Raw genomic sequence first — 18928 nt, 5'->3', positions numbered from 1 at the left:
GTCTCTCCCACCTCCGGAGTCGAGCATGTTTGTGATGTCCCCCCGCCGGGTTGCGTTTCATCTGGCAACCGTCCTGGTCGTATCGGCGCCGGCGATTGTACAGGCGCAGAATTCCAACGCCGGTTGGGATGCGCAGCAGATCCTGCGCACCGAATCGTTCGTGAAGCCCCCCGACAATCTCGTGCGGATGATCACGACCCCCCGCGTCGATATCTCGTTCACGAATGCGAGCCCTGATCGTCGCTGGTTCCTGCGCGCCTCCGGCAGTGACCGCGGCGACATCAAGGCCTACGGCGCGCCGCACATCTGGCTTGGTGGCGTCCAGGTCGACACGCGGGCCAATCGCGCGCGGTCGCTGACCACCAGCAATCGCACCGGCCTCACACTCGTGGACCCGAAGACCGGTACCGCACACGCCATCAGCGTGCCCGCCGGAGCGTCGATGTCGTCGCCGGTGTGGTCGCCGCGCGGAACACAGGTGGCGTACATCGCCAACTTCCCAACCGGTTCGTACGCGTACCTGGCCGATGTCGCGAACGGCAAGTCAGTGCCGCTGTCGCGTCGCGCACTGCTGGCCACGCTGGTGACCACCATCGAGTTCACGGCCGACGGCCGCTTTATCGTGGCCGTGCTGGTGCCAGAGAATCGCGGCTCGGTTCCGGAGCACGGCGCAGGCGGCATCGAAGACGGACCGCAGGTGCGGCTCACCGACGCGCGCGCGGTTCCGCAGCCGGTACATTTCAGCCTGCTGCAAGATCCGCATGACAAAGCACTGCTGACATTCTACACCAAGGGGCAGCTGGCGCTCATCGATGTGAACAGCAAAGCCGTGCGTACGATTGGCGCACCGGCCACGATTCGCGAGATCGATGTGGCCCCCGACGGTGCCCTCGTGCGCGTGACGCGCATGACGGAGCCGTACTCGTATCTCGTGCCCGCGTCGAGCTTCGGTTCGGTTGACGAGTTGTGGGATGCGAGCGGCCGTGTGATCACGACGCTCGCCACGACGGCGCTGCGCGAAGGGGCACCGGCCGACAACGGTGATCCCACCGCCACCCCGGCCGCCGCCGGTGCAGCACGTCGCGGACCTGGCGCGGACAGTGCCAAGCGCAACATCCAGTGGAACCCCATCGGCACGGGACTGCTGTATGTGCAGACGGGTAAAGTCGTGCAGTGGCGCGCGCCCTTCGGCGTGAACGACACCACGGTAGTGCACCGCGGTAGCACACAGCTGTCGACGGTGCTGTACAGCAGCGACAGCAGCACTATGTTCGTCACCGACAGCGGGTCGACGATCGCGATACGCGTCAAGGACACGTCTAAGCGCTACAACCTCGGTCGTACGGTGTCTTTACCGGCTGCGATTGCGCGCGTCGGTGGTGGTGGCGGAGCCGGCCGCAGTGCCGTGGACTCCACGCAGGGCACGGTGCTGCTCCGCACCGGTGCCGGCGGACGCCGCTACGTGCTGCTGGCCAACGACGGCAAGTCGATCGCGATCTCCGGGACCCGCGCGTATGGGGCCAAGTGGTCCACGCAGGCGCCGCGTCCTTGGGTCGACAAGCTCGATATCGAATCGAAGACCCGCACGCGCGTCATGGATAGCCCAGCGAACATGTACGAAGAGTTCGTCGCGCCGCTCGACGACGACCTGTCGCAATTCATCGTGACGCGCGAGTCGAACACGACCATCGCCGACGCTTGGCTGCGCACCGCCGGCAGCAACGATGCCAAGAAACTCACCAAAAATCTCGACGTGGCCCCCGAAGTTACCGGCGCGCCGTTCAAGCGACTCGAAGTCACACGCCCGCGCGACGGCACGAAGTTCTGGGTCGAAGTCACGGTGCCGCGCGACTGGAAGCCGGGCACGAAGCTTCCCGGGGTGATCTGGTTCTATCCGCGCGAGTTCAGCAGCGAGCAAGATTACGAGCGGTCACGCTATAGCACCAACATCAACAAGTTCCCTGAAGTCCCGTCAGCCCGTCCGGCCACCGCCACCAAACTGTGGGTCAGTCAGGGCTACGCGTTCATCGAACCCGATATCCCGATCTTCGGTGACGTGGGCAAGATGAACGACAACTACACGCGCGACTTGAAGGAAAACCTCGATGCCGTGCTCGACGCGGTCGTCGAAGCCGGCTTCGTGGATCGCGACAAGATGGGCATCGGCGGTCACAGCTACGGCGCGTTCAGCACGGTCAACGCCCTCACGCTCATGCCAAACTTCAAAGCGGGTATCGCCGGCGACGGCATGTACAACCGCACGCTCACGCCCTTCGGCTTCCAGGGCGAGCGTCGTAATTTCTATCAGGCACAGGACACTTACCTCGATATGTCGCCGTTCCTGCGGGCCGACAAGATCTCCGGCGCGCTCCTCATGTATCACGCGATCGAAGATCAGAATCAGGGCACCGATCCGATCAGCTCTCGTCGGATGTTCATGGCACTGCAGGGGCTCGGCAAGCAGGCCGCGTTGTACATGTATCCGTACGAAGATCACAGTGTGGCCACATACGCCAGCGACCTCGACCTGTGGGCGCGTTGGGTGGCGTGGATGGACACCTATGTGAAGAATCCGAAGCCAACGCAGGCCAAAGCGGCGCTCGTTCCGTAAGTTTCGGTGGTGACGCCGCCACCGACTCCGCCCTACTTCGCCAGCGCCGACGACTTCCGGCGCTGGCTCGAAACCCACCACGACTCGCATCGCGAGCTCGTGGTGGGTTTTCATAAGGTGGGCACCGACTCGCCCTCGATGACGTGGACGGAATCGGTGCGGGAAGCGCTCTGCTTTGGCTGGATAGACGGCGTGCGTCGTCGCGTGGACGAGGCGCGCTATTCCATTCGCTTCACACCGCGCAAAACGGGCAGTATCTGGAGCGCCGTGAACCTGAAGCACGTAGAGTCGCTGCTCGCCGACGGCCGGATGCACGCCGCTGGACAGGCGGCCTACGAGGCCCGTACGGATGCCAAATCGAAGGTGTACGCGTTCGAGCAGGCCGAGGTCACGTTTTCGAGCCAAGACCGCGCACAGTTCGCCGCCACGCCACACGCGCTCGCGTTTTTCGAACGACAACCGCCCTCATATCGAAAGACGGCCACGTGGTGGGTGATCAGCGCCAAGCAGCCTGCCACACGCGCTCGACGCCTGTCGCAGCTGATCGCCTGCTCGGGAAATCAGGAGCGGCTACCGCAGTACACGCGCTAACGTCAGGCTCTTGAGAAGCCCCGCTTGCGCAATTGTTTAGTCTTGCCTAATTTTTTGTTATGCCAAGGCAATATCTAAATATTCGTGTACTCGTGACCTCCGCCCTCTCGACGACGGCCCTTTCAGCATCGGCGCTGGTCGCGCAGCGCGCCCCCGCCGACAGCGCGAAGCGCGATACCACCGCCCGCGCGCTCCCCACCCTGCAGGTTACCGCGACGGCCGTCGCCACCGAGGCCCGCCGTATCGCCCAGCCCACGGCCCTGTTGAGCGGTGCCGATCTCCGACGCGCGAATTCCGCCTCGCTCGGCGAAACGCTCCAGCAGATTCCCGGCATTCGGTCGCTCTCCATGACCACGGGCATCGGCAAACCCGTGATCCGCGGGCTCACCAACAATCGCGTGGTCACGCTCGCCAACGGCCAGCGCACGGAAACTCAGCAATGGGGACACGACCATTCCCCCAACGTCGAATCAGCCGACGCCGAACGCCTCGAGGTCGTGAAAGGACCGGCCAGCGTGTTATACGGCTCCGACGCGCTGGGCGGCGTCGTGAACGTGGTGCGCCGCCCGCTTCCGATCGCCCAACACGGTGAGCGCGTGGCGCGCGGCCGCCTCGCCACCGCCTGGAACAGCGCCGCGCATTCGCCGTCGCTCACGCTGGTGGGTGAGGGCGCGAGCCAGGTAGGTGCCGGCTCGCTCGGCTGGCGACTCAGCGGCACCGGTCGTCGCGCCCTCGACCTGCGCACGCCGGGCGGCATCGTGTCAAACACCGGCAACATCACCGGCTACACCGAAGGCGCACTGGGCTGGCAGGGTGCGCGCGTCGATGTCACCGGCACCGGCTCGCTGCGCGATGAGCGCATTCAGGTGGCCGATAATCCGATCACCTCACCCAACTACACCGGCCGCCAGCAAATCCGCACGCTGCGCGGCACGATAGACGCCAACGTGCGTCGCGGCGGACAGCGCGTGCAGTTACAGGCCGGTATCGAGCAAAACCGGCGAGCGGAATTCGGCGATGAGCGCACGCAGGATGTTGCCCTCGGCCTACTGTCGCGCACTGCCTCGGGGTTCGCGCACTGGCACCACAGGCCGATTTTCGGTGCTACCGGTGTGTTTGGCCTCGCCGCACAACACACGCGCTTCACCACCTTCGGTAACGAAACGCTGATCCCCGACAACAGCGCGCGCTCGTTGGGCGTGTACGCGCTCGAGCAGCGCACCGTCGGCGACTTCGCCCTGTCGGCTGGTGCGCGCCATGATTGGCGCACCCTATCCACGCCTGGCAACCGCGTGCTCGGCCTCCAGTCAACCGCGCGTGCGTTCACCGCCACTACGGGCACGCTCGGCGCGGTGTATCGACCCACCGCGCCGTTATCCGTGGCCGTGAACGTGGCGCGCGGATTCCGCTCGCCGAGCGCGTCCGACTTGTTCGCCAACGGCTTTCATGAAGGAACGCGTGCCTTCGAAATCGGTCGCGCCGATTTGCGCGTAGAGTCGAGCGTGAACGTCGACGCCGCTCTCCGACTACGGACCGCACGCGTAACCGGTGAACTTACCGGCTACGTGAATCGCATTCGCGATTACATCTACCTCACACCCGTCGGCATGCCCGGTCGCGCGCTCGATTCGTTGCAGATCGAACAGGGCAACGCCCGACTGGTCGGCGCGGAATTGGGAGCCACGGTATCGCTCACACGCACGCTGTCGCTGCAGACCACCGCCGACATGGTCCACGCCACGAACACCAGCGACGACACCGCCCTGCCCTTCGTGCCGCCGCCACGCGCCGTGCTCACCATGCGCTGGGACGAGCGAGCACCGGGCCGACATGCTTCGCTCTCGAGCGAGTGGAATGCCAAACAGCTGCGCACGTTTCGCGACGACTTCGCACCGGCGGCATGGCACGTGGTGTCGGCGTCGGCCGGCTTGAGCCGTCTCACACCGCGTGGTCTCGTCCATGTCGACCTGAGCGTGCGGAATCTGTTCGACACGCGCTACCGGGACTTCATGTCGCGCTACAAGCACTTCGCGGACGCGGCGGGACGCGCCTTCGTGTTGCGCGTCTCGGCTGATTTGTAAGGAGCCCGACGTGGATCGTGGTGCGGATTCGCTGCGTTCGGTGATACGGCGCTTGGATCGGTGACGAACATGCGGGGTGGGCGCGCAGGCTCACTGCCGCGTCGCCGCCTGTGCATCCGCAAGCACATCACCCATCCGGAGCAGCGGCGCTAACTACGAACTTTCAAGAGCACCGCCGACACCACCTGCGCGTTCACATGGCAGGTCCCAACCGTCACGCGCACACCCGACGTATTGAAGTTCTGGTAGCCGGTGAGCCGCACTTCCACGCTGTACGTGCCCGCACGCTCGTACGCCGCCGCGCGCGAATCGGGACCCGTGAGCGTCAACGAGTCCACATACGCGCCGTCCCGCACCACACCGCGCGCATTGGCGGCCAGCGGCGCCATGGTCTCGGCGTCTTTGATCGTCACCGTGATGCCGGCGCGAGCGGACGCATCGCACACGATCGGATCGGTCGACGAGCTCGAGCAGGCTCCAAGGGTGAAGAGCGCCATGAGGGCGAAGGGAACGGCACCGGCCACGGAAAGAGTCGAAAAGGGTCGCGTCATGGCTGTATCATATCGCCGTCTCGCCATTTCGGTTCCGCATGTCAGTTCGGCATTCCACGCCCTGCACCTTGTCAGCTGCCGTCCGCGCAGCAGCTTCTGACTATGCTGACTTCCCGTTCCCTCGCCCTCGTCGCCACGGTCCTCCTGGCGACCGCCGCCCGCTCCGGCCGCGCACAAACAGCGCCCGCCTGGGCGGCGCGCCTCGATAGCGCGGCCCGTGCCGCCGTCGTGAGTTCCAACGCGCCTGGAGCGACCGTGGCCGTGGTGGTCGACGGCAAGCTCGCCTATGCGCAGGGCTATGGCGTGGCGAACGTCGAGACCCAACAGCGCATGACGGCGGATATGCTGCTGCGCGTCGGGTCGGTGACCAAGATGTTCGCCGGCACGATGTTGGCGGAGCTCGCCGAGCAGAAGCGCATCGATATGGCGCAGCCGATCGGCGAGATCGTCCCATCGCTCAAGGGGAAGCGGGTTGGCGCCGTGACCACCCAGCAGCTCATGACGCACAGCGCCGGATGGCTCGACAACGCCGTGGCCTACGGCCGTATGGGTGAGGGCGCACTCGGCGAAGTGATGCGCGAGGTCAGCGATACCATGTTCTACACGGAGCCGGGACGCACGTTTTCATACTCGAACCCTGGCATCTCGATGGCTGGCTACGTGGGCGAAGTGGCTGGCAAACAACGCTTCGCGGCGCTGGTGGAATCACTCGTGATGCGACCAGCCGGTATGCGCCTCAGCACATTCAAGCCGCTTGAAGCGCTCACCTATCCGATCGCGCTGGGCCACCAGCCCGGCGCGGGTGGCATGCAGATTGTGCGACCGATGACGGAGAACACCGCGCAGTGGGCCGCCGGCTTTCTCTTCGCCTCCGCCCCGGAGCTGGCGCGATTCACGATCGCGCTAATGAACGGCGGCATGATCGACGGCGCGCAAGCCTTCTCGCCCGGTGCCGTTCGGCGGGTCACGACCGGCTATGTCGCGCATCCGGGAGGCTCAGGTCTCGACTCGGCGATGTACGGCTACGGAGTGGTCGTTGGTCGTTCCGGCAAGGATCGTGTGTGGACGCACGGGGGGGCGATCAACGGCTACAACGCGCGGATCACGATGCTCCCTGACCGAAAGGCGGCGGTGATCGTGCTCGTGAACGGCCCAGGCTCTGGGATCGACGCGATTGAGTCGGCGGCGCTGCAAATGGCGACCGGATACGTCACGCAAAACGTCGCGCCACCCGCGCCGAGGGAGGCGAATGCTGCCGAACGCGCCGCGCTGGTGGGACGCTATGCGCAGGGTCGGAACGTGCTCGAAGTGCTCGAGCAGGACGGCCTGCTGAAGGTAAAGCAGGGCGTCGCCGTGATGCCGGCGAAGCTCGTGGGCGCGCGGGAGCTGGTGGTCACGCCACCGCAGGGATCCCCGCGGCACCTCTACGTGCGGTCGGAGAACGGCCGAGCCTCATACCTCTACTCCGGCTCGCGAGCCTTCGCCCGGCAGTAGCGCGCGGCAGTAGCGCGCGGCAGTAGCGCGCGGCGCGGCTTGCGCGGGTCGGCCAACACGCCGCGGCTTACGCCGGGTGCATGTAGGCCGAAAAGAGCGAGACCATGTCCGGCGGGATGCGGGCAATGCGTCCCGTGTCACGCGCAATCAGTGTCCACAGCGACCGTCCCCGGGCCAGCACGTGATCGTCGGCGGTCCGCACGATTTCGGTGTGCCGTTCGAAGCGGCGCGAATCGACCGCACCGATCCAAGTGCGCGCCACGATCGCGTCGCCGAACACCGCCTCCCTTCGGTAGTCGATTTCATGGCGCGTGGCGACCCAGCCGTACACCTCCTTCATCCCGTCGGAGGCGCTGGCGTTCCAGTGGGCCAGCGCGACATCGAAGATCCAGCGCAGATACACCACGTTGTTCACGTGGTCATTGTCGTCGATGTCCGCCGGCAGCACCGTGATCGGAATATCGAAGACCTGCAGGCCATGTTTGGCGAACGACATGTAGGGAGAGGGGTTGAGGTCCTTGGAGTAGGAGCGGAAGTTAGCACGATGCGATTCTCATCGGGACGAGCCCTCCGCGACCAACACGCCCATGCCGTGACCTTTTTCGGCATGTCCGGCGTCGGCAAGACGTCCCTCGCCGGGCTGCTGCAGAAGCGCGACTGGTTCCAGTACTCCGTCGACTACCGCATTGGCACGCGATACATGGACGAACACATCGTCGACAACTTCAAGCGGGAAGCGATGCGCAATCCCTTCCTGCGCCAGTTGCTGCGCTCGGACTCGATCTACATCCGCTCCAATATCTCGTTCGAGAATCTGAGTCCGCTATCCACCTATCTTGGTACACCGGGCGATTCAGTCCGCGGCGGCCTGTCGTTCGGCGAGTACCGGCGGCGTCAGGCCCAACATCGCGTGGCCGAAATCCGGGCGCTGCTCGACGTGCCCGAGTTCATCGAGCGCGCGAAGCATATTTATGGCTATTCGCATTTCGTCTGTGACGCCGGTGGCAGCCTGTGCGAGGTAGTCGATCCGCACGATGGGCAGGATCCTGTGCTGCGCTGTCTCGCCGATCACACGATGCTCGTGTACATTCGCGGCACGCCGGAACACACGCGCATGCTGGTGGATCGCTTCCGTGCGCACCCGAAGCCGATGTACTACAACCCGACGTTTCTCGACGCGAAGTGGGCCGAGTACAAGACGCTTCGCGAGATCGTGCACGACACACAGGTCGATCCTGACGACTTCGCGGTCTGGGGATTCGAGCAACTGCTCGCCCACCGCATCCCGCTTTATGAGGCGATCGCCAAACGCTATGGCTACGTGATCGAGATGAACGATGTGCCCGACGTGCGCACCGAGGCCGACCTGCTCGATCTCCTGGCCCGCACCATCGATGCTCAGGTGACCGCGTGAGCGCGCCGGTCGCGCCGGTCCCGGGCGCCCCGAAGTCAGCCGGCAGCCGTCTGCGCAACATCGTGGGCGGATCGGTCGGCAACCTGGTGGAGTGGTACGACTGGTATGTGTACTCCGCCTTCTCCCTGTACTTCGCGAAGAGTTTCTTTCCGCCCGCGAATCAAACCGTGCAGCTGTTGAATGCAGCGGCGGTGTTCGCGGTCGGCTTTCTCATGAGGCCGGCCGGCGGTTGGCTGATGGGTCGCTATGCCGACAAGCACGGACGTCGCGCCGCGCTCACCTTGTCGGTGCTGCTGATGTGCGGTGGATCGTTGTTGATTGCCGTGACGCCGAGCTACGCCAGGATCGGCGTGATCGCGCCCACCATGCTGGTGCTGGCGCGCCTGCTGCAGGGACTCAGCGTGGGCGGAGAATACGGTGCGAGTGCCACCTACCTCAGCGAGATGGCAGGCAAGACGCATCGCGGCTTCTGGTCGAGTTTTCAGTACGTCACGCTCATCATGGGTCAGTTGTTGGCGCTGGCGATGCTGCTGCTGCTGCAGCGCACGCTGACCCCCGCCGACCTCGAATCGTGGGGCTGGCGCATTCCGTTCATCGTCGGCGCGGCCTTAGCCGTCGTTGCCGTCGCCATGCGACGCGGCCTCGAGGAGACGTCCGCCTTCGAAAAGGATCGCGCGTCGCGACCGCCGCAGAGTGCGGCGGCAACCGCGCGCGGTCTCATGGCCCATCCGCGGGCCGTGCTGACCGTGGTCGGTCTCACCGCCGGCGGTACCGTCGCCTTCTATACCTTCACGACGTATGCTCAGAAGTTTCTGGTAAACACCGCCGGCTTCAGCAAAAGCGACGCGACCTACATCAACGCCATCTCGCTCTTGGTGTACATGATGCTGCAACCGGTGGTCGGCGCGCTCTCCGACCGCATTGGTCGTCGACCGGTGCTCACCGCGTTCGGCGTACTCGGCACCCTCGGTACGATCCCGCTGCTCACCGCGCTCGAAGGCGCCCGCACGATTCCGCAGGCGCTCACGCTGCTCATTATCGCGCTCGTGGCGGTGAGCGGGTACACCGCCATCAACGCCGTCGTGAAGGCGGAGCTGTTCCCCACCAGTATCCGCGCCCTCGGCGTTGGCTTCCCGTACGCGGTGGCCGTGTCGGTGTTTGGGGGAACGGCGGAATACTTTGCCCTGTGGTTCAAGAACATGGGGCACGAGCGCTGGTTTTACTGGTACGTCACCGGCTGCATTCTGGCGTCACTGGTCGTCTATGCGACCATGCCGGAAACGCGCGACAACACGCATATGGACGAGTAAGGCACGGCCCCCATCAGCGACTACGGACGCCACACCACGTCCGTACTCGCGTTGCCCACCTTATCGATTGCGTTGATCACGACACCGTCGGTACCGGTCGACGGCACGTCAGCCGTGAGCGCGGCTACCCGCTGCAGTCGCTGCGACCAAGTCCCATTGGTGCGCCAGCGAATCAGATACCACGCCAGCGGCTCACTCGTGACCGGTGTAATCGACACGCGCAGTACGGCGCCCAGCGACGTCACGGTCACGGCGGGCGCCGGCGGGGCGACGGCGTCCAGCCACGCGGTGGCGGGCGGCAGGGCGCGCGCCGCAAACACACCAGCAGCAAGCCCCGATCGCAGGCCGCCGCGATCGTTCAGCACCACCGTCGTGTTGTACAACACGGAGCCAGTTGAGCCACCCGCGGACGCGTTCTGCGCCCTCGTGAGCTGCACCTGCGCCGGAATCTCGGCCGCAGCATAGGCGCTCGAACTGCCGTCGCTCACGCGATAAGCGGCCAGCCCGGGCCACAGATGCCGACGCATGGTGTTCTGTTGTCCCCACCACGACAGCAGCGCGCCGAAGCTCTGTCCGGTTGAGGCGATCGACCAGTAGAGCTGTGGCGCGAAGTAGTCCACCCACCCGCGCTGCAGCCACGTGCGCGAGTCGGCGTAGATCGATGCATACGCGTCGAGCCCCACAATGCCCGCCGGACTCCCCGGACGCCAGATGCCGAACGGGCTGATGCCCACCCGCGCCGTTGGGGACACCACGTGCGCCTCACGATACAACCGCTCCACGAAACGGTTCACATTGTCGCGACGCCAGTCGGCGCGAGCCAGCAATCCGCCACTCCGCTGATACGTTGCGAACGTGGCGCTGTCGGGAAAGTCGAGTCCCGCACATCTCGAGTCGGGATAGGGATAGAAAAAATCATCGAGATGAACGGCGTCGACATCGTAACGCCGCAGCACATCGGTGATCACGGCGACCGCTTGATCCTGCACCGCCGCCTCGCCGGGATCGAACCACAACTGCGTGCAGTACTTTCGCGTGAGGTCAGGGCGACGCACCGCGAAATGCGTACTCGCCAAGCGCAGCGTATCGCTCAGATTCGCCGCCCGGAAGGGGTTGAACCAAGCGTGCACTTCGATGCCACGCAGGCGCGCCTGCGTGATCGCGTACGCCAGCGGATCATATCCGGGGTCGACGCCCTGGGTGCCGGTCAGTGAACGCGACCACGGCTCGAGGGTCGAGGAGAAGAGCGCGTCGCCAGCCGCGCGAACCTGGAGCACGATGGCATTCAGCCCGGCCTGATCCGCCGCATCGAGGATGAGGGAAAATTCGGACTGCTGTTGCGCAGCCGAGAGCCCGCTGCGAGAAGGCCAGTCGATGTTCGCAACCGTCGCAATCCAGAGCCCGCGGAATTCGCGCGCCACTGCCGGCACGGTGAATGCGACCGGCGGCGGTGGGGGCGGGGTCACGGGCGCTGTCGGCGCGTCGGTCGTGGCGCACGCGCCGAGCAGCACCGCGGACCAGGCCGCGGTGAAAAAACGTGGAGTAGCCTTGATCCATTGCATAGCGTAGCTTCGCCCAATGGACGGCATTCCGGAAGCATCGGCAACGCGATTCCGACCGTCGCCGACCCCCCTGACAAGGTTTGTCATGTCTCTTGCGCCGTGTTCTCTGCACCGGTGTGCGATCGCGCTCGCCGGTGTGGTCCTTGCCAGCACTCCGCTGCGTGCACAGTCCGCACCGAACTTGGCCGTGGCGCGCGCCCGCACGCCGCTGCGCCATGGATTCGCGATCGATCGACTCGCGCGCATCGATTCGATGCTCGATGCCGCCGTGGCGCAAGAAGAGATCGGCGGCGCCGTGGCGCTGGTTTTGCGCGACGATCAGGTGGTCTATGAGCGCGCCGTGGGCTGGAGTGATCGCGAGACGCAGCGACGCATGACGCCCGACGCGGTGTTCCGAATCGCGTCACAGAGTAAAGCGCTCACGAGCACCGCCGTGCTCATGCTGCTCGAGGAGGGACGGCTCACGCTGGACACACCGGCCAGCCGCTTCCTGCCGTCGTTCGTACGCACGACCGTGGCCACGCGGACCGACAGCGGGGTGGCAATCGTGCCAGCCAAACGCGCCATCACGATTCGCGATCTACTCACGCACACCGCCGGTATCTCCTACGGCACAGATGCATCGGTACGCGCCCGCTACGACGCGCAGGGCCTCGGCCCCGCCGCCGGCTGGGGATGGTACACCGCCGACAAGTCGGAGCCCGTGTGCACCACCATGGACACACTCGGTGCGCTGCCATTTGTTGCGCAGCCGGGCGAGGCGTGGGTGTACGGCTACAATACCGACATCCTCGGATGCATCGTCGAACGCGCCTCAGGTATGTCACTCGACGCCTTTCTACGGAGCCGCATCACGCAGCCGCTCGGCATGCGCGACACGCATTTCTTTCTACCGGTCGACCAGCGTAATCGACTGGTCACGGTCTACGCCAAAGACTCAAGTCGCGTGCGCCGAGCCCCTGATGGCGCACGCGGCCAGGGGCACTACATCGATGGTCCGCGCATCAGCTTCGCTGGCGGCGCAGGCCTCGTGTCCACCGCCCGCGATTACGCGCGCTTCCTGCAGATGCTCACCCACCGCGGACGTTGGAATGGCCAACAGTATCTCGCGCCGCATACGGTGGCGCTGATGACCAGCAACCAAGTGGGCACACTGCACGGCACCACCACCGGTTTCGGACTCGGCTTCGAAACCACTGAGCGCTACGGCGCCACCGGGGCGTCGTCGGTGGGCACGTTCGGATGGGGTGGTGCTTACGGCTCGAACTACAAAGTGGATCCAGCCGAAGGACTCGTCATCGTGTTCATGATCAACCAGTTACCCACCGGAACCGACGTGGTCGCACGGTTCCAGTCCATGTTGTACGGCGCGCTTATCGATGCGCGGGCGCACCGCTAGCACATCGGATCAGCCGCCAGCCGGCTGATCCAGCAGATGGCGCACACGCCGTGACAATTCCTGAATGTCGAACGGCTTGGTGAGCAGTTCCACCCCATCGGGTACGACGCCATGCCGCGTTATCGTGCCCTCCGGATAGCCGGACAAGTACAACACGCGCGTGGTCAGCGACTCCGCGAGATACTCCCGCGCTAACGACACACCGGTCATGCCGGGCATGACCACATCGGTCACCAGCAGATCCACCGGCCGGCCCAATTCGCGGCCAAGGCGCAGCGCTTCAATGCCACCCGGCGCCTCCAGCACGTGATAGCCGCGTCGGCGCAGCGTCGCCGCCGTGACGCGTCGCACCGGCTCATCATCGTCGACCACCATCAGTGTTTCATGACCGTCGGCGGCCGGCTTTTCCGGTATCACCGCGGGATCGGCGGCGCCTTCGGCCACGGGGAGCACGATCTTCACCACGGTGCCCTGTCCCACCACCGAACTGATCGACATGGTGCCGCCTGCCTGGGTCACGATTCCATAACTGGTAGCGAGGCCAAGGCCCGAGCCCTTGCCGGCGTCCTTGGTAGTGAAGAACGGCTCCAGCGCCCGACGGCGTGTCTCTTCCGTCATGCCCGCGCCGGTATCGCTGATCTCGAACACGACGACGGCGCCGATCGGGGCATTGGGCACGGCCATCGTCGCCTCGTGGCTCGTGCGCACTCCGCATCGAATCAAGAGCACACCGCCGTCCGGCATGGCGTCACTCGCATTGACCGCGAGATTCATCAGGACCTGATCGAACAGTGCCGGATCCAAGCGCACGCGGCCGACGTTGCCCGCGACATCGAGTTGAAGCGTGATCCGCTCGCGCAGGAGTCGACGAATAAGGGGAACGGCGCGTTCGATGATCGCGGTGACCTCCACGGTACGAGGAGCCATCACATGACGGCGCGCAAAGCCCAACAACTGCCGGCTGAGCGCCGCACCGGATTCGGCGGCCGCGCGAATCTGTCCCGCGCTGATGGCCACGTCGCCGCCCGGTTCCGCATCGAACTGCAGCAAACTCGCTTCGCCGATGATCGTGGTAAGCACGTTGTTGAAGTCGTGCGCGATCCCACCGGCGAGTTGTCCGACGCTCTCGATCCGCTGCACCTGGCGTAGCTCATCTTCCAAACGACGACGGTCGGTCACATCGACGAACACGCCGTTCCAGATCGTTTCGCCGGTTGCCATGCGCTGCGGAAGTGCGTGCCCGCTCAGCCAGCGCCAACACCCGTCTTTCTGTCGATCGATGACGCGGAAATCATACACCCACGGTGTAAGATCGCGCTGCGAGCGGGCGATGGATTCGAGCACGCCAGGCCAGTCGTCGGGATGCACGCGGCTCCAGGCTAATTGGGGCGATCGCATGATCGACTCCACGTCCGCTCCGATCGCGCGCTCGGCGAGTCGACTGATGTACGGAAACGATTCTTCGCCAGCGGCCGTGCGAACGTACTGGTAGACGATGCCCGGCATCACCGATGTGATCTGCTCGAGCCGTTGATCGCGAGCCCTCAGCTCACGTTCCGCTACGATCACGTCCGTAATATCGGTGACGCTGAACACGATCGCTTCGATTGCTCCCTTGGCATCGAACAGCGGTGCGCCGTTGATCGACAGCACTTTGCGTCTCCCGTCAGGCCATGCGATGCCGTGACGCACGTCGAACACCGGCTCGCCGCTGCGACGCACCTGCGCGAACGGCTGGCGATCGTCCGGGAATGGGCCGCCGTCGACATCGGTGTGGTGCCATTCGGGGGCATCGAAGCGACGCCCCTGCACCTCGCTCACCCGCAGACCGAGCACGTCCTCCGCGCGTGCATTCGCGAAAATAATGGCCCCGGCAATGTCCACCACGATGACGCCGGCGATACTGGTGGCGAGAATGCCCTCCAGGAGATCGCGTTCAGCGCGTTGCTGCACCTGGAATCCCTGCGTCGACGCGTGGAGCTCGCGCACGCGCGCCAGCGCACCGGCGAGTCGCGATTCGCGCTCCAGCGCACGCAGCTTGCCGTTGCGCAGCCGCCCCCCGTAGAACGCCACGACCAACACCAAGATGAAATACACCGCCAGACGGTACCCATCCGGGCCCAGCATGATGGCCTGCGCATACTCGGCGTCAAGCAACGTCAGCGTGGCCGCACCCCACCCCGCCACCAACAGTGGTCCCACGCCACCCAGCGCCAGCAGCGCCATGGTCAGGCCCGCCAGGAAGGGGAACACCAAGCCGAACCTGTGATAGGCGATCAACACCAGCGCCGCGCCGATCACCGCCGCCAGTACGGCCAGCGCATACCATCGCCCTCGGACGCGCGAGCTGGTCATCGACTCGCGCAGCGCCGCCGCGGCGGTCAAATGCTCTGCCGTTGACCCTAAGACTTCACCGATCGGAGTGGTGTCGGAATCGATTGCCTTCGGAGCGGGAGACTGCATCTGTGGAGAGTACGTCCTGTGACCCGTGGCAGCCAGTGCACGCCAAAGCACATCGACCGAGAAATCTGCCAGCGCCGGCTAGTGCGCGCGGCCCTCGCAGACGACAATTTCCGCCATGCAGATCGGGATTGACCTGGGCGGCACCAAGATCGAAGCCATCGCGCTCGACGCGACGGGCGGTGAGCTCGCGCGCCTGCGCGTCGCGACCCCTCGTGCCTACACCGATACGATCACCGCCATCAGTACGCTAGTTGCCCAGCTCGAAGTGGCCACGGGACAGCGCGGCACCGTCGGCGTCGGCATTCCTGGTGCGGTGGAACCGCTCACGGGCCTCGTCAAGAACGCGAACTCCGTCTGGCTGATCGGTCAGCCACTTGGTGCCGACCTCGCAGTACGTCTGCGGCGCGAGGTCCGGCTCGACAACGACGCGAACTGCTTCGCCCTCTCAGAGGCGAGCGATGGCGCGGCGGCCGGCGCTGAGGTGGTCTTTGGGGTCATTATGGGCACCGGCGTTGGCGGCGGCATCATCGTGCGCGGGCGCGGTCTCGCGGGGCGCAACCTCATTGCCGGCGAGTGGGGACATAATCCGCTGCCGTGGCCGCGCCACGACGAGTTGCCCGGCCCGGCCTGCTACTGCGGCAAGCACGGATGCATCGAGAGCTGGATTTCGGGTCCGGCGGTCGCGGCCGATCACCGGCGCGTCACCGGTCAGTCACTCCCCACGCCCGACATCATGGCGGCGGCCGAGTTGGGAGATGTCGCCGCGCTCGCCACGCGCTCGCGAATGATGAGTCGAACGGCGCGCGGTCTCGCAACCGTAATCAACCTGCTCGATCCCGACGTCATCGTACTCGGTGGCGGATTGTCGAATGTCCCTCGGATCGCCGACGATATCGCGGCGCAGCTCCCGGCGTGGGTGTTTTCCCAGCGCGTACACACGTTGGTTGTGCGCAATCGTCACGGCGATTCGAGCGGCGTTCGCGGAGCGGCCTGGCTGTGGCCCGCGTCGTAGGGGCGCTGTTCTGTTTGCTGGTCCTGGCCGGCGCCCTGTGGGCGACGCGCCGATACGCGCACGGGTTCGCGCGGCGGGCCGGACGACGCACCGTGATGCACGCGCGCGTGCGGATCGACCGCTACAAGCTCACGCGAAAGGCCTACGTGATCGACGCGCTGCTCGCCGACGAGGCGATCGCCGCAGCCGTTCGCGCGCACAGCGAGGACAGCGGGACGACTGAGGCCGAGACGTGGGACCGCGTACGTCGCTATCTCGACGAGATCGTGCCGTTTTTCAACATTCTCGCTTACTACCGGCTCGGCTACTGGGTAAGTCGTGCCGTGCTCAGTCTGTTCTACAAAGTGTCGGTGGAGTACGAACGGCCCGACCCGTTCCGTGGCGTGCCGCGCAACTCGGTCGTGATCTATCTCATGAATCATCGTTCCAACGCCGACTACGTGCTGGTCGCGTACGTGATGATGGGGGCGGTGTCGATCTCGTACGCCGTCGGCGAATGGGCGCGCGCATTCCCGCTCGAAGTGCTGTTCAAAAGCTTCGGGTCGTACTTCATCCGTCGACGCTATCGCGAGCCGTTGTATCACGCGGTTTTGCAGTCGTACGTGCAATTGATCACGCGCAACAGTGTCACGCAGGGGATCTTCCCCGAAGGCGGTCTCACCCGCGACGGCGCATTACGCCCCGCCAAGATTGGCCTGCTCGACTATGCGCTGGGTGTCGCGCGCGATCCCGACGTGCGATCGCGCATGTACGTGGTGCCGGTGGGCATCAACTACGACCGCGTGATCGAAGATCGAACGTTGCTGCGTGAGCTCGAGACCCGGAGTCAGGTGCCGACCCGCGACCGCGTCGCGCAGGCCGCCAACGTGGGACGTTTTGTGCTCTGGAACCTCGGTCGACTGGTCACCCGACGATGGCGCCGGTATGGTCGTGCGGCGGTCACCATCGGGTCGCCCATATCCGTGGATAGCTGGCTCACCGGCCTCGAGGCCGAGGGGGTGTCACTGTTCGACGCGCCGCGGGCCGACCGGCTGCCGCTCGTGCAGCACTTTTGTGATGCCGTCCTGAAGCGGATCGGCGCCATTATTCCCGTCACGCCCGTGCCGTTAGCCTGTGCGGCCTTGCAGAGCTTCGACGTCGACTTTGTGTCGCGGGAAGCGCTCCTGGAGCGCATGTCGGCCATGCGCGACGTCCTTGCGGAGTTCAACGCACGCGTCCTGCAGGCCGACCGGGACATCGAAGCGACCTTCGATCGAGCGTACCGGATGTTACGGATGCGTCGCGTGATCGCCCGGATCGGCACCGGGTTCCTGATCCTGCCCAACGGGCGGCCGCTGATCACGTATTACGCCAACAGCATCGTCCACCTGCTGGGGCCCTTTGGCGAGGGAATGCGGGCCCGGGACGCGCTGCCGTTGCATGACTGGGAGCGGGACGCGCTTGTCCGCGGTCCGGCCCCGGGATAGCATACGAGTGTTCGCAGGTGGCCTATCGTATAACGGCTATTACCCCGGCCTTTGAAGCCGGAGATCTTGGTTCGATTCCAAGTGGGCCTATCGAAAGTCGATAAGACGAAGGGCGAGGGAGCGGTGTGCTGCTCCCTCGCCCTTCGTCTTTCCAGTCAGACCGCCTCAGAACTCAACACCGATAGCGCACGCCCAGCTGCATCTGGTACCGGTTCCCAGCCTTGAATGTCCGTACCCGTCACACGGCCACCGGCAATGGACGACGACGTGATGATGCCGCCGGTACCGGCGCGCGAACGAGTCGGCGCAAGAATCGCCAGATCGGCGAACGAGCGGTCCTGGATGGGAAGCTGCCGGATCTCCTGTTCGGTCACCACCGTGCTGCCGCCCACGCGCTTCGCCCGCTTGCTCTCGCGGTCGGCGCGTACATCGATCGCGGCCAGCTCGGTCGCGGCAGGATCCAATGCGAGATCAAGCGCTACGCGATCGCCCAGATTCAGCATCAACCCACTGCGTTGAGCGGGGCGGAATCCGAGCTGGCGAACAGTGACCGTGTACGGTCCGCCGATCGGAAGCTGCGCGAAGACATACCGACCGCGGGCGTCGGTCTGCCGAGTTTGCTGGGTACCCGTGGCTTGGTTGCGCGCGGTCACGGTCGCGCCCACGACCGCCGCGCCTGAGGACGCCCGCACCTGTCCGGCCACGAACCCCTCCGTGCCTTGGGCGCCGGCGCCGAGATGGGGGAAGCCGCCTATGACGATCGAGAGTAACGTCCACACGATGCGGCAGACACCAGGAATTCGCGTAATCCGTCAGGGGATGAGAGGGGGCATCGCCAGCTTGGCGACGAGCCGTACAATTCGACCCAGCGGTGACCGTCTGACGACAACGCGACCACGGTTCGGTCACGGCGCGATGCCAAATCTCCCTACGGGCTGAGCCATACCCACTCCCTGTAAGCGTCTGGACTGGCT

14 protein-coding genes and 1 tRNA gene are annotated in these 18928 nt (G+C 65.3%); 10 read left to right on the top strand and 5 right to left on the bottom strand.

The features are described from left to right. The first annotated feature begins 25 nt into the window (after positions 1–25). The 3 genes from ACLL97_RS12510 to ACLL97_RS12500 all read left to right on the top strand — a co-directional run bounded on the left by ACLL97_RS12510 (position 26) and on the right by ACLL97_RS12500 (position 5283). Positions 26–2611: a S9 family peptidase gene (locus tag ACLL97_RS12510; RefSeq protein ID WP_411280804.1), complete on the top strand. Its 2586-nt coding sequence runs from the start codon at positions 26–28 to the stop codon at positions 2609–2611. A gap of 6 nt (positions 2612–2617) precedes the next feature. After that, entirely contained in the window at positions 2618–3202 is a 585-nt protein-coding gene (locus tag ACLL97_RS12505) for a YdeI/OmpD-associated family protein (RefSeq protein ID WP_411280803.1), read from the top strand. A gap of 92 nt (positions 3203–3294) precedes the next feature. Then, complete coding sequence (locus ACLL97_RS12500; protein ID WP_411280802.1) at positions 3295–5283, top strand: TonB-dependent receptor; 1989 nt, start codon at positions 3295–3297, stop codon at positions 5281–5283. Positions 5284–5432: 149 nt separating this feature from the next. Here the strand turns inward: ACLL97_RS12500 and ACLL97_RS12495 are convergent, their stop codons facing one another. After that, the gene (locus ACLL97_RS12495) at positions 5433–5834 is read right to left on the bottom strand and encodes a hypothetical protein (RefSeq protein WP_411280801.1); all 402 of its coding nucleotides are present in this window, start codon (positions 5832–5834) and stop codon (positions 5433–5435) included. Between the two features lie 102 nt (positions 5835–5936). Here ACLL97_RS12495 and ACLL97_RS12490 point away from each other — a divergent pair, with 102 nt between their 5' ends. After that, positions 5937–7328 (top strand): serine hydrolase domain-containing protein, encoded by a 1392-nt coding sequence (locus ACLL97_RS12490; protein ID WP_411280800.1) that lies wholly within the window; start codon positions 5937–5939, stop codon positions 7326–7328. 67 nt (positions 7329–7395) lie between these two features. On the opposite strand, the gene ACLL97_RS12485 is transcribed toward ACLL97_RS12490, so the two are convergent. Then, complete coding sequence (locus tag ACLL97_RS12485) at positions 7396–7824, bottom strand: acyl-CoA thioesterase (RefSeq protein ID WP_411280799.1); 429 nt, start codon at positions 7822–7824, stop codon at positions 7396–7398. 48 nt (positions 7825–7872) lie between these two features. Here ACLL97_RS12485 and ACLL97_RS12480 point away from each other — a divergent pair, with 48 nt between their 5' ends. Together ACLL97_RS12480 and ACLL97_RS12475 are read left to right on the top strand one after the other, a co-directional pair. Further along, complete coding sequence (locus ACLL97_RS12480; protein ID WP_411280798.1) at positions 7873–8742, top strand: ATPase; 870 nt, start codon at positions 7873–7875, stop codon at positions 8740–8742. Then, on the top strand, positions 8739–10052 hold the full coding sequence (locus ACLL97_RS12475; RefSeq protein ID WP_411280797.1) for an MFS transporter: 1314 nt from the start codon (positions 8739–8741) through the stop codon (positions 10050–10052). The genes ACLL97_RS12480 and ACLL97_RS12475 overlap by 4 nt, the downstream gene beginning before the upstream one ends. Before the next feature lie 20 nt (positions 10053–10072). On the opposite strand, the gene ACLL97_RS12470 is transcribed toward ACLL97_RS12475, so the two are convergent. Then, entirely contained in the window at positions 10073–11614 is a 1542-nt protein-coding gene (locus tag ACLL97_RS12470) for a glycoside hydrolase family 10 protein (RefSeq protein WP_411280796.1), read from the bottom strand. Positions 11615–11699: 85 nt separating this feature from the next. On the opposite strand from ACLL97_RS12470, the gene ACLL97_RS12465 reads away from it, so the two are divergent. Continuing rightward, entirely contained in the window at positions 11700–13013 is a 1314-nt protein-coding gene (locus tag ACLL97_RS12465) for a serine hydrolase domain-containing protein (RefSeq protein WP_411280795.1), read from the top strand. A gap of 9 nt (positions 13014–13022) precedes the next feature. Here ACLL97_RS12465 and ACLL97_RS12460 read toward each other — a convergent pair whose 3' ends face one another. After that, positions 13023–15476, bottom strand: a complete 2454-nt coding sequence (locus ACLL97_RS12460; RefSeq protein ID WP_411280794.1) for a PAS domain S-box protein — start codon at positions 15474–15476, stop codon at positions 13023–13025. 115 nt (positions 15477–15591) lie between these two features. On the opposite strand from ACLL97_RS12460, the gene ACLL97_RS12455 reads away from it, so the two are divergent. The 3 genes from ACLL97_RS12455 (at position 15592) to ACLL97_RS12445 (ending at position 18044) form a co-directional block, all read left to right on the top strand. Beyond that, on the top strand, positions 15592–16488 hold the full coding sequence (locus ACLL97_RS12455) for an ROK family protein (protein ID WP_411280793.1): 897 nt from the start codon (positions 15592–15594) through the stop codon (positions 16486–16488). Then, the gene (locus ACLL97_RS12450; protein WP_411280792.1) at positions 16473–17954 is read left to right on the top strand and encodes a 1-acyl-sn-glycerol-3-phosphate acyltransferase; all 1482 of its coding nucleotides are present in this window, start codon (positions 16473–16475) and stop codon (positions 17952–17954) included. Before ACLL97_RS12455 ends, ACLL97_RS12450 begins: the two co-directional genes overlap by 16 nt. 19 nt (positions 17955–17973) lie before the next feature. Then, positions 17974–18044, top strand: a tRNA-Gln gene (locus ACLL97_RS12445). Between the two features lie 65 nt (positions 18045–18109). Here ACLL97_RS12445 and ACLL97_RS12440 read toward each other — a convergent pair. Next, positions 18110–18733, bottom strand: coding sequence for a carboxypeptidase-like regulatory domain-containing protein (locus tag ACLL97_RS12440; protein ID WP_411280791.1), 624 nt, complete (start codon positions 18731–18733; stop codon positions 18110–18112). Between the last annotated feature and the right edge of the window lie 195 nt (positions 18734–18928).

The sequence above is a fragment of the Gemmatimonas sp. genome (assembly GCF_046594945.1).
Lineage (GTDB): Bacteria > Gemmatimonadota > Gemmatimonadetes > Gemmatimonadales > Gemmatimonadaceae > Gemmatimonas.
This window is presented reverse-complemented; position numbering and strand designations above follow the sequence as displayed.

Excerpts from the sequence above, each read along its gene's own strand:
- ACLL97_RS12455 (WP_411280793.1), top strand. The coding sequence starts at position 15,592 with ATGCAGATCGGGATTGACCTGGGCGGCACCAAGATCGAAGCCATCGCG.
- ACLL97_RS12495 (WP_411280801.1), bottom strand. The coding sequence starts at position 5,834 with ATGACGCGACCCTTTTCGACTCTTTCCGTGGCCGGTGCCGTTCCCTTC.
- ACLL97_RS12490 (WP_411280800.1), top strand. The coding sequence starts at position 5,937 with ATGCTGACTTCCCGTTCCCTCGCCCTCGTCGCCACGGTCCTCCTGGCG.
- ACLL97_RS12460 (WP_411280794.1), bottom strand. The coding sequence starts at position 15,476 with ATGCAGTCTCCCGCTCCGAAGGCAATCGATTCCGACACCACTCCGATC.
- ACLL97_RS12465 (WP_411280795.1), top strand. The coding sequence starts at position 11,700 with ATGTCTCTTGCGCCGTGTTCTCTGCACCGGTGTGCGATCGCGCTCGCC.
- ACLL97_RS12480 (WP_411280798.1), top strand. The coding sequence starts at position 7,873 with ATGCGATTCTCATCGGGACGAGCCCTCCGCGACCAACACGCCCATGCC.
- ACLL97_RS12470 (WP_411280796.1), bottom strand. The coding sequence starts at position 11,614 with ATGCAATGGATCAAGGCTACTCCACGTTTTTTCACCGCGGCCTGGTCC.
- ACLL97_RS12510 (WP_411280804.1), top strand. The coding sequence starts at position 26 with ATGTTTGTGATGTCCCCCCGCCGGGTTGCGTTTCATCTGGCAACCGTC.
- ACLL97_RS12485 (WP_411280799.1), bottom strand. The coding sequence starts at position 7,824 with ATGTCGTTCGCCAAACATGGCCTGCAGGTCTTCGATATTCCGATCACG.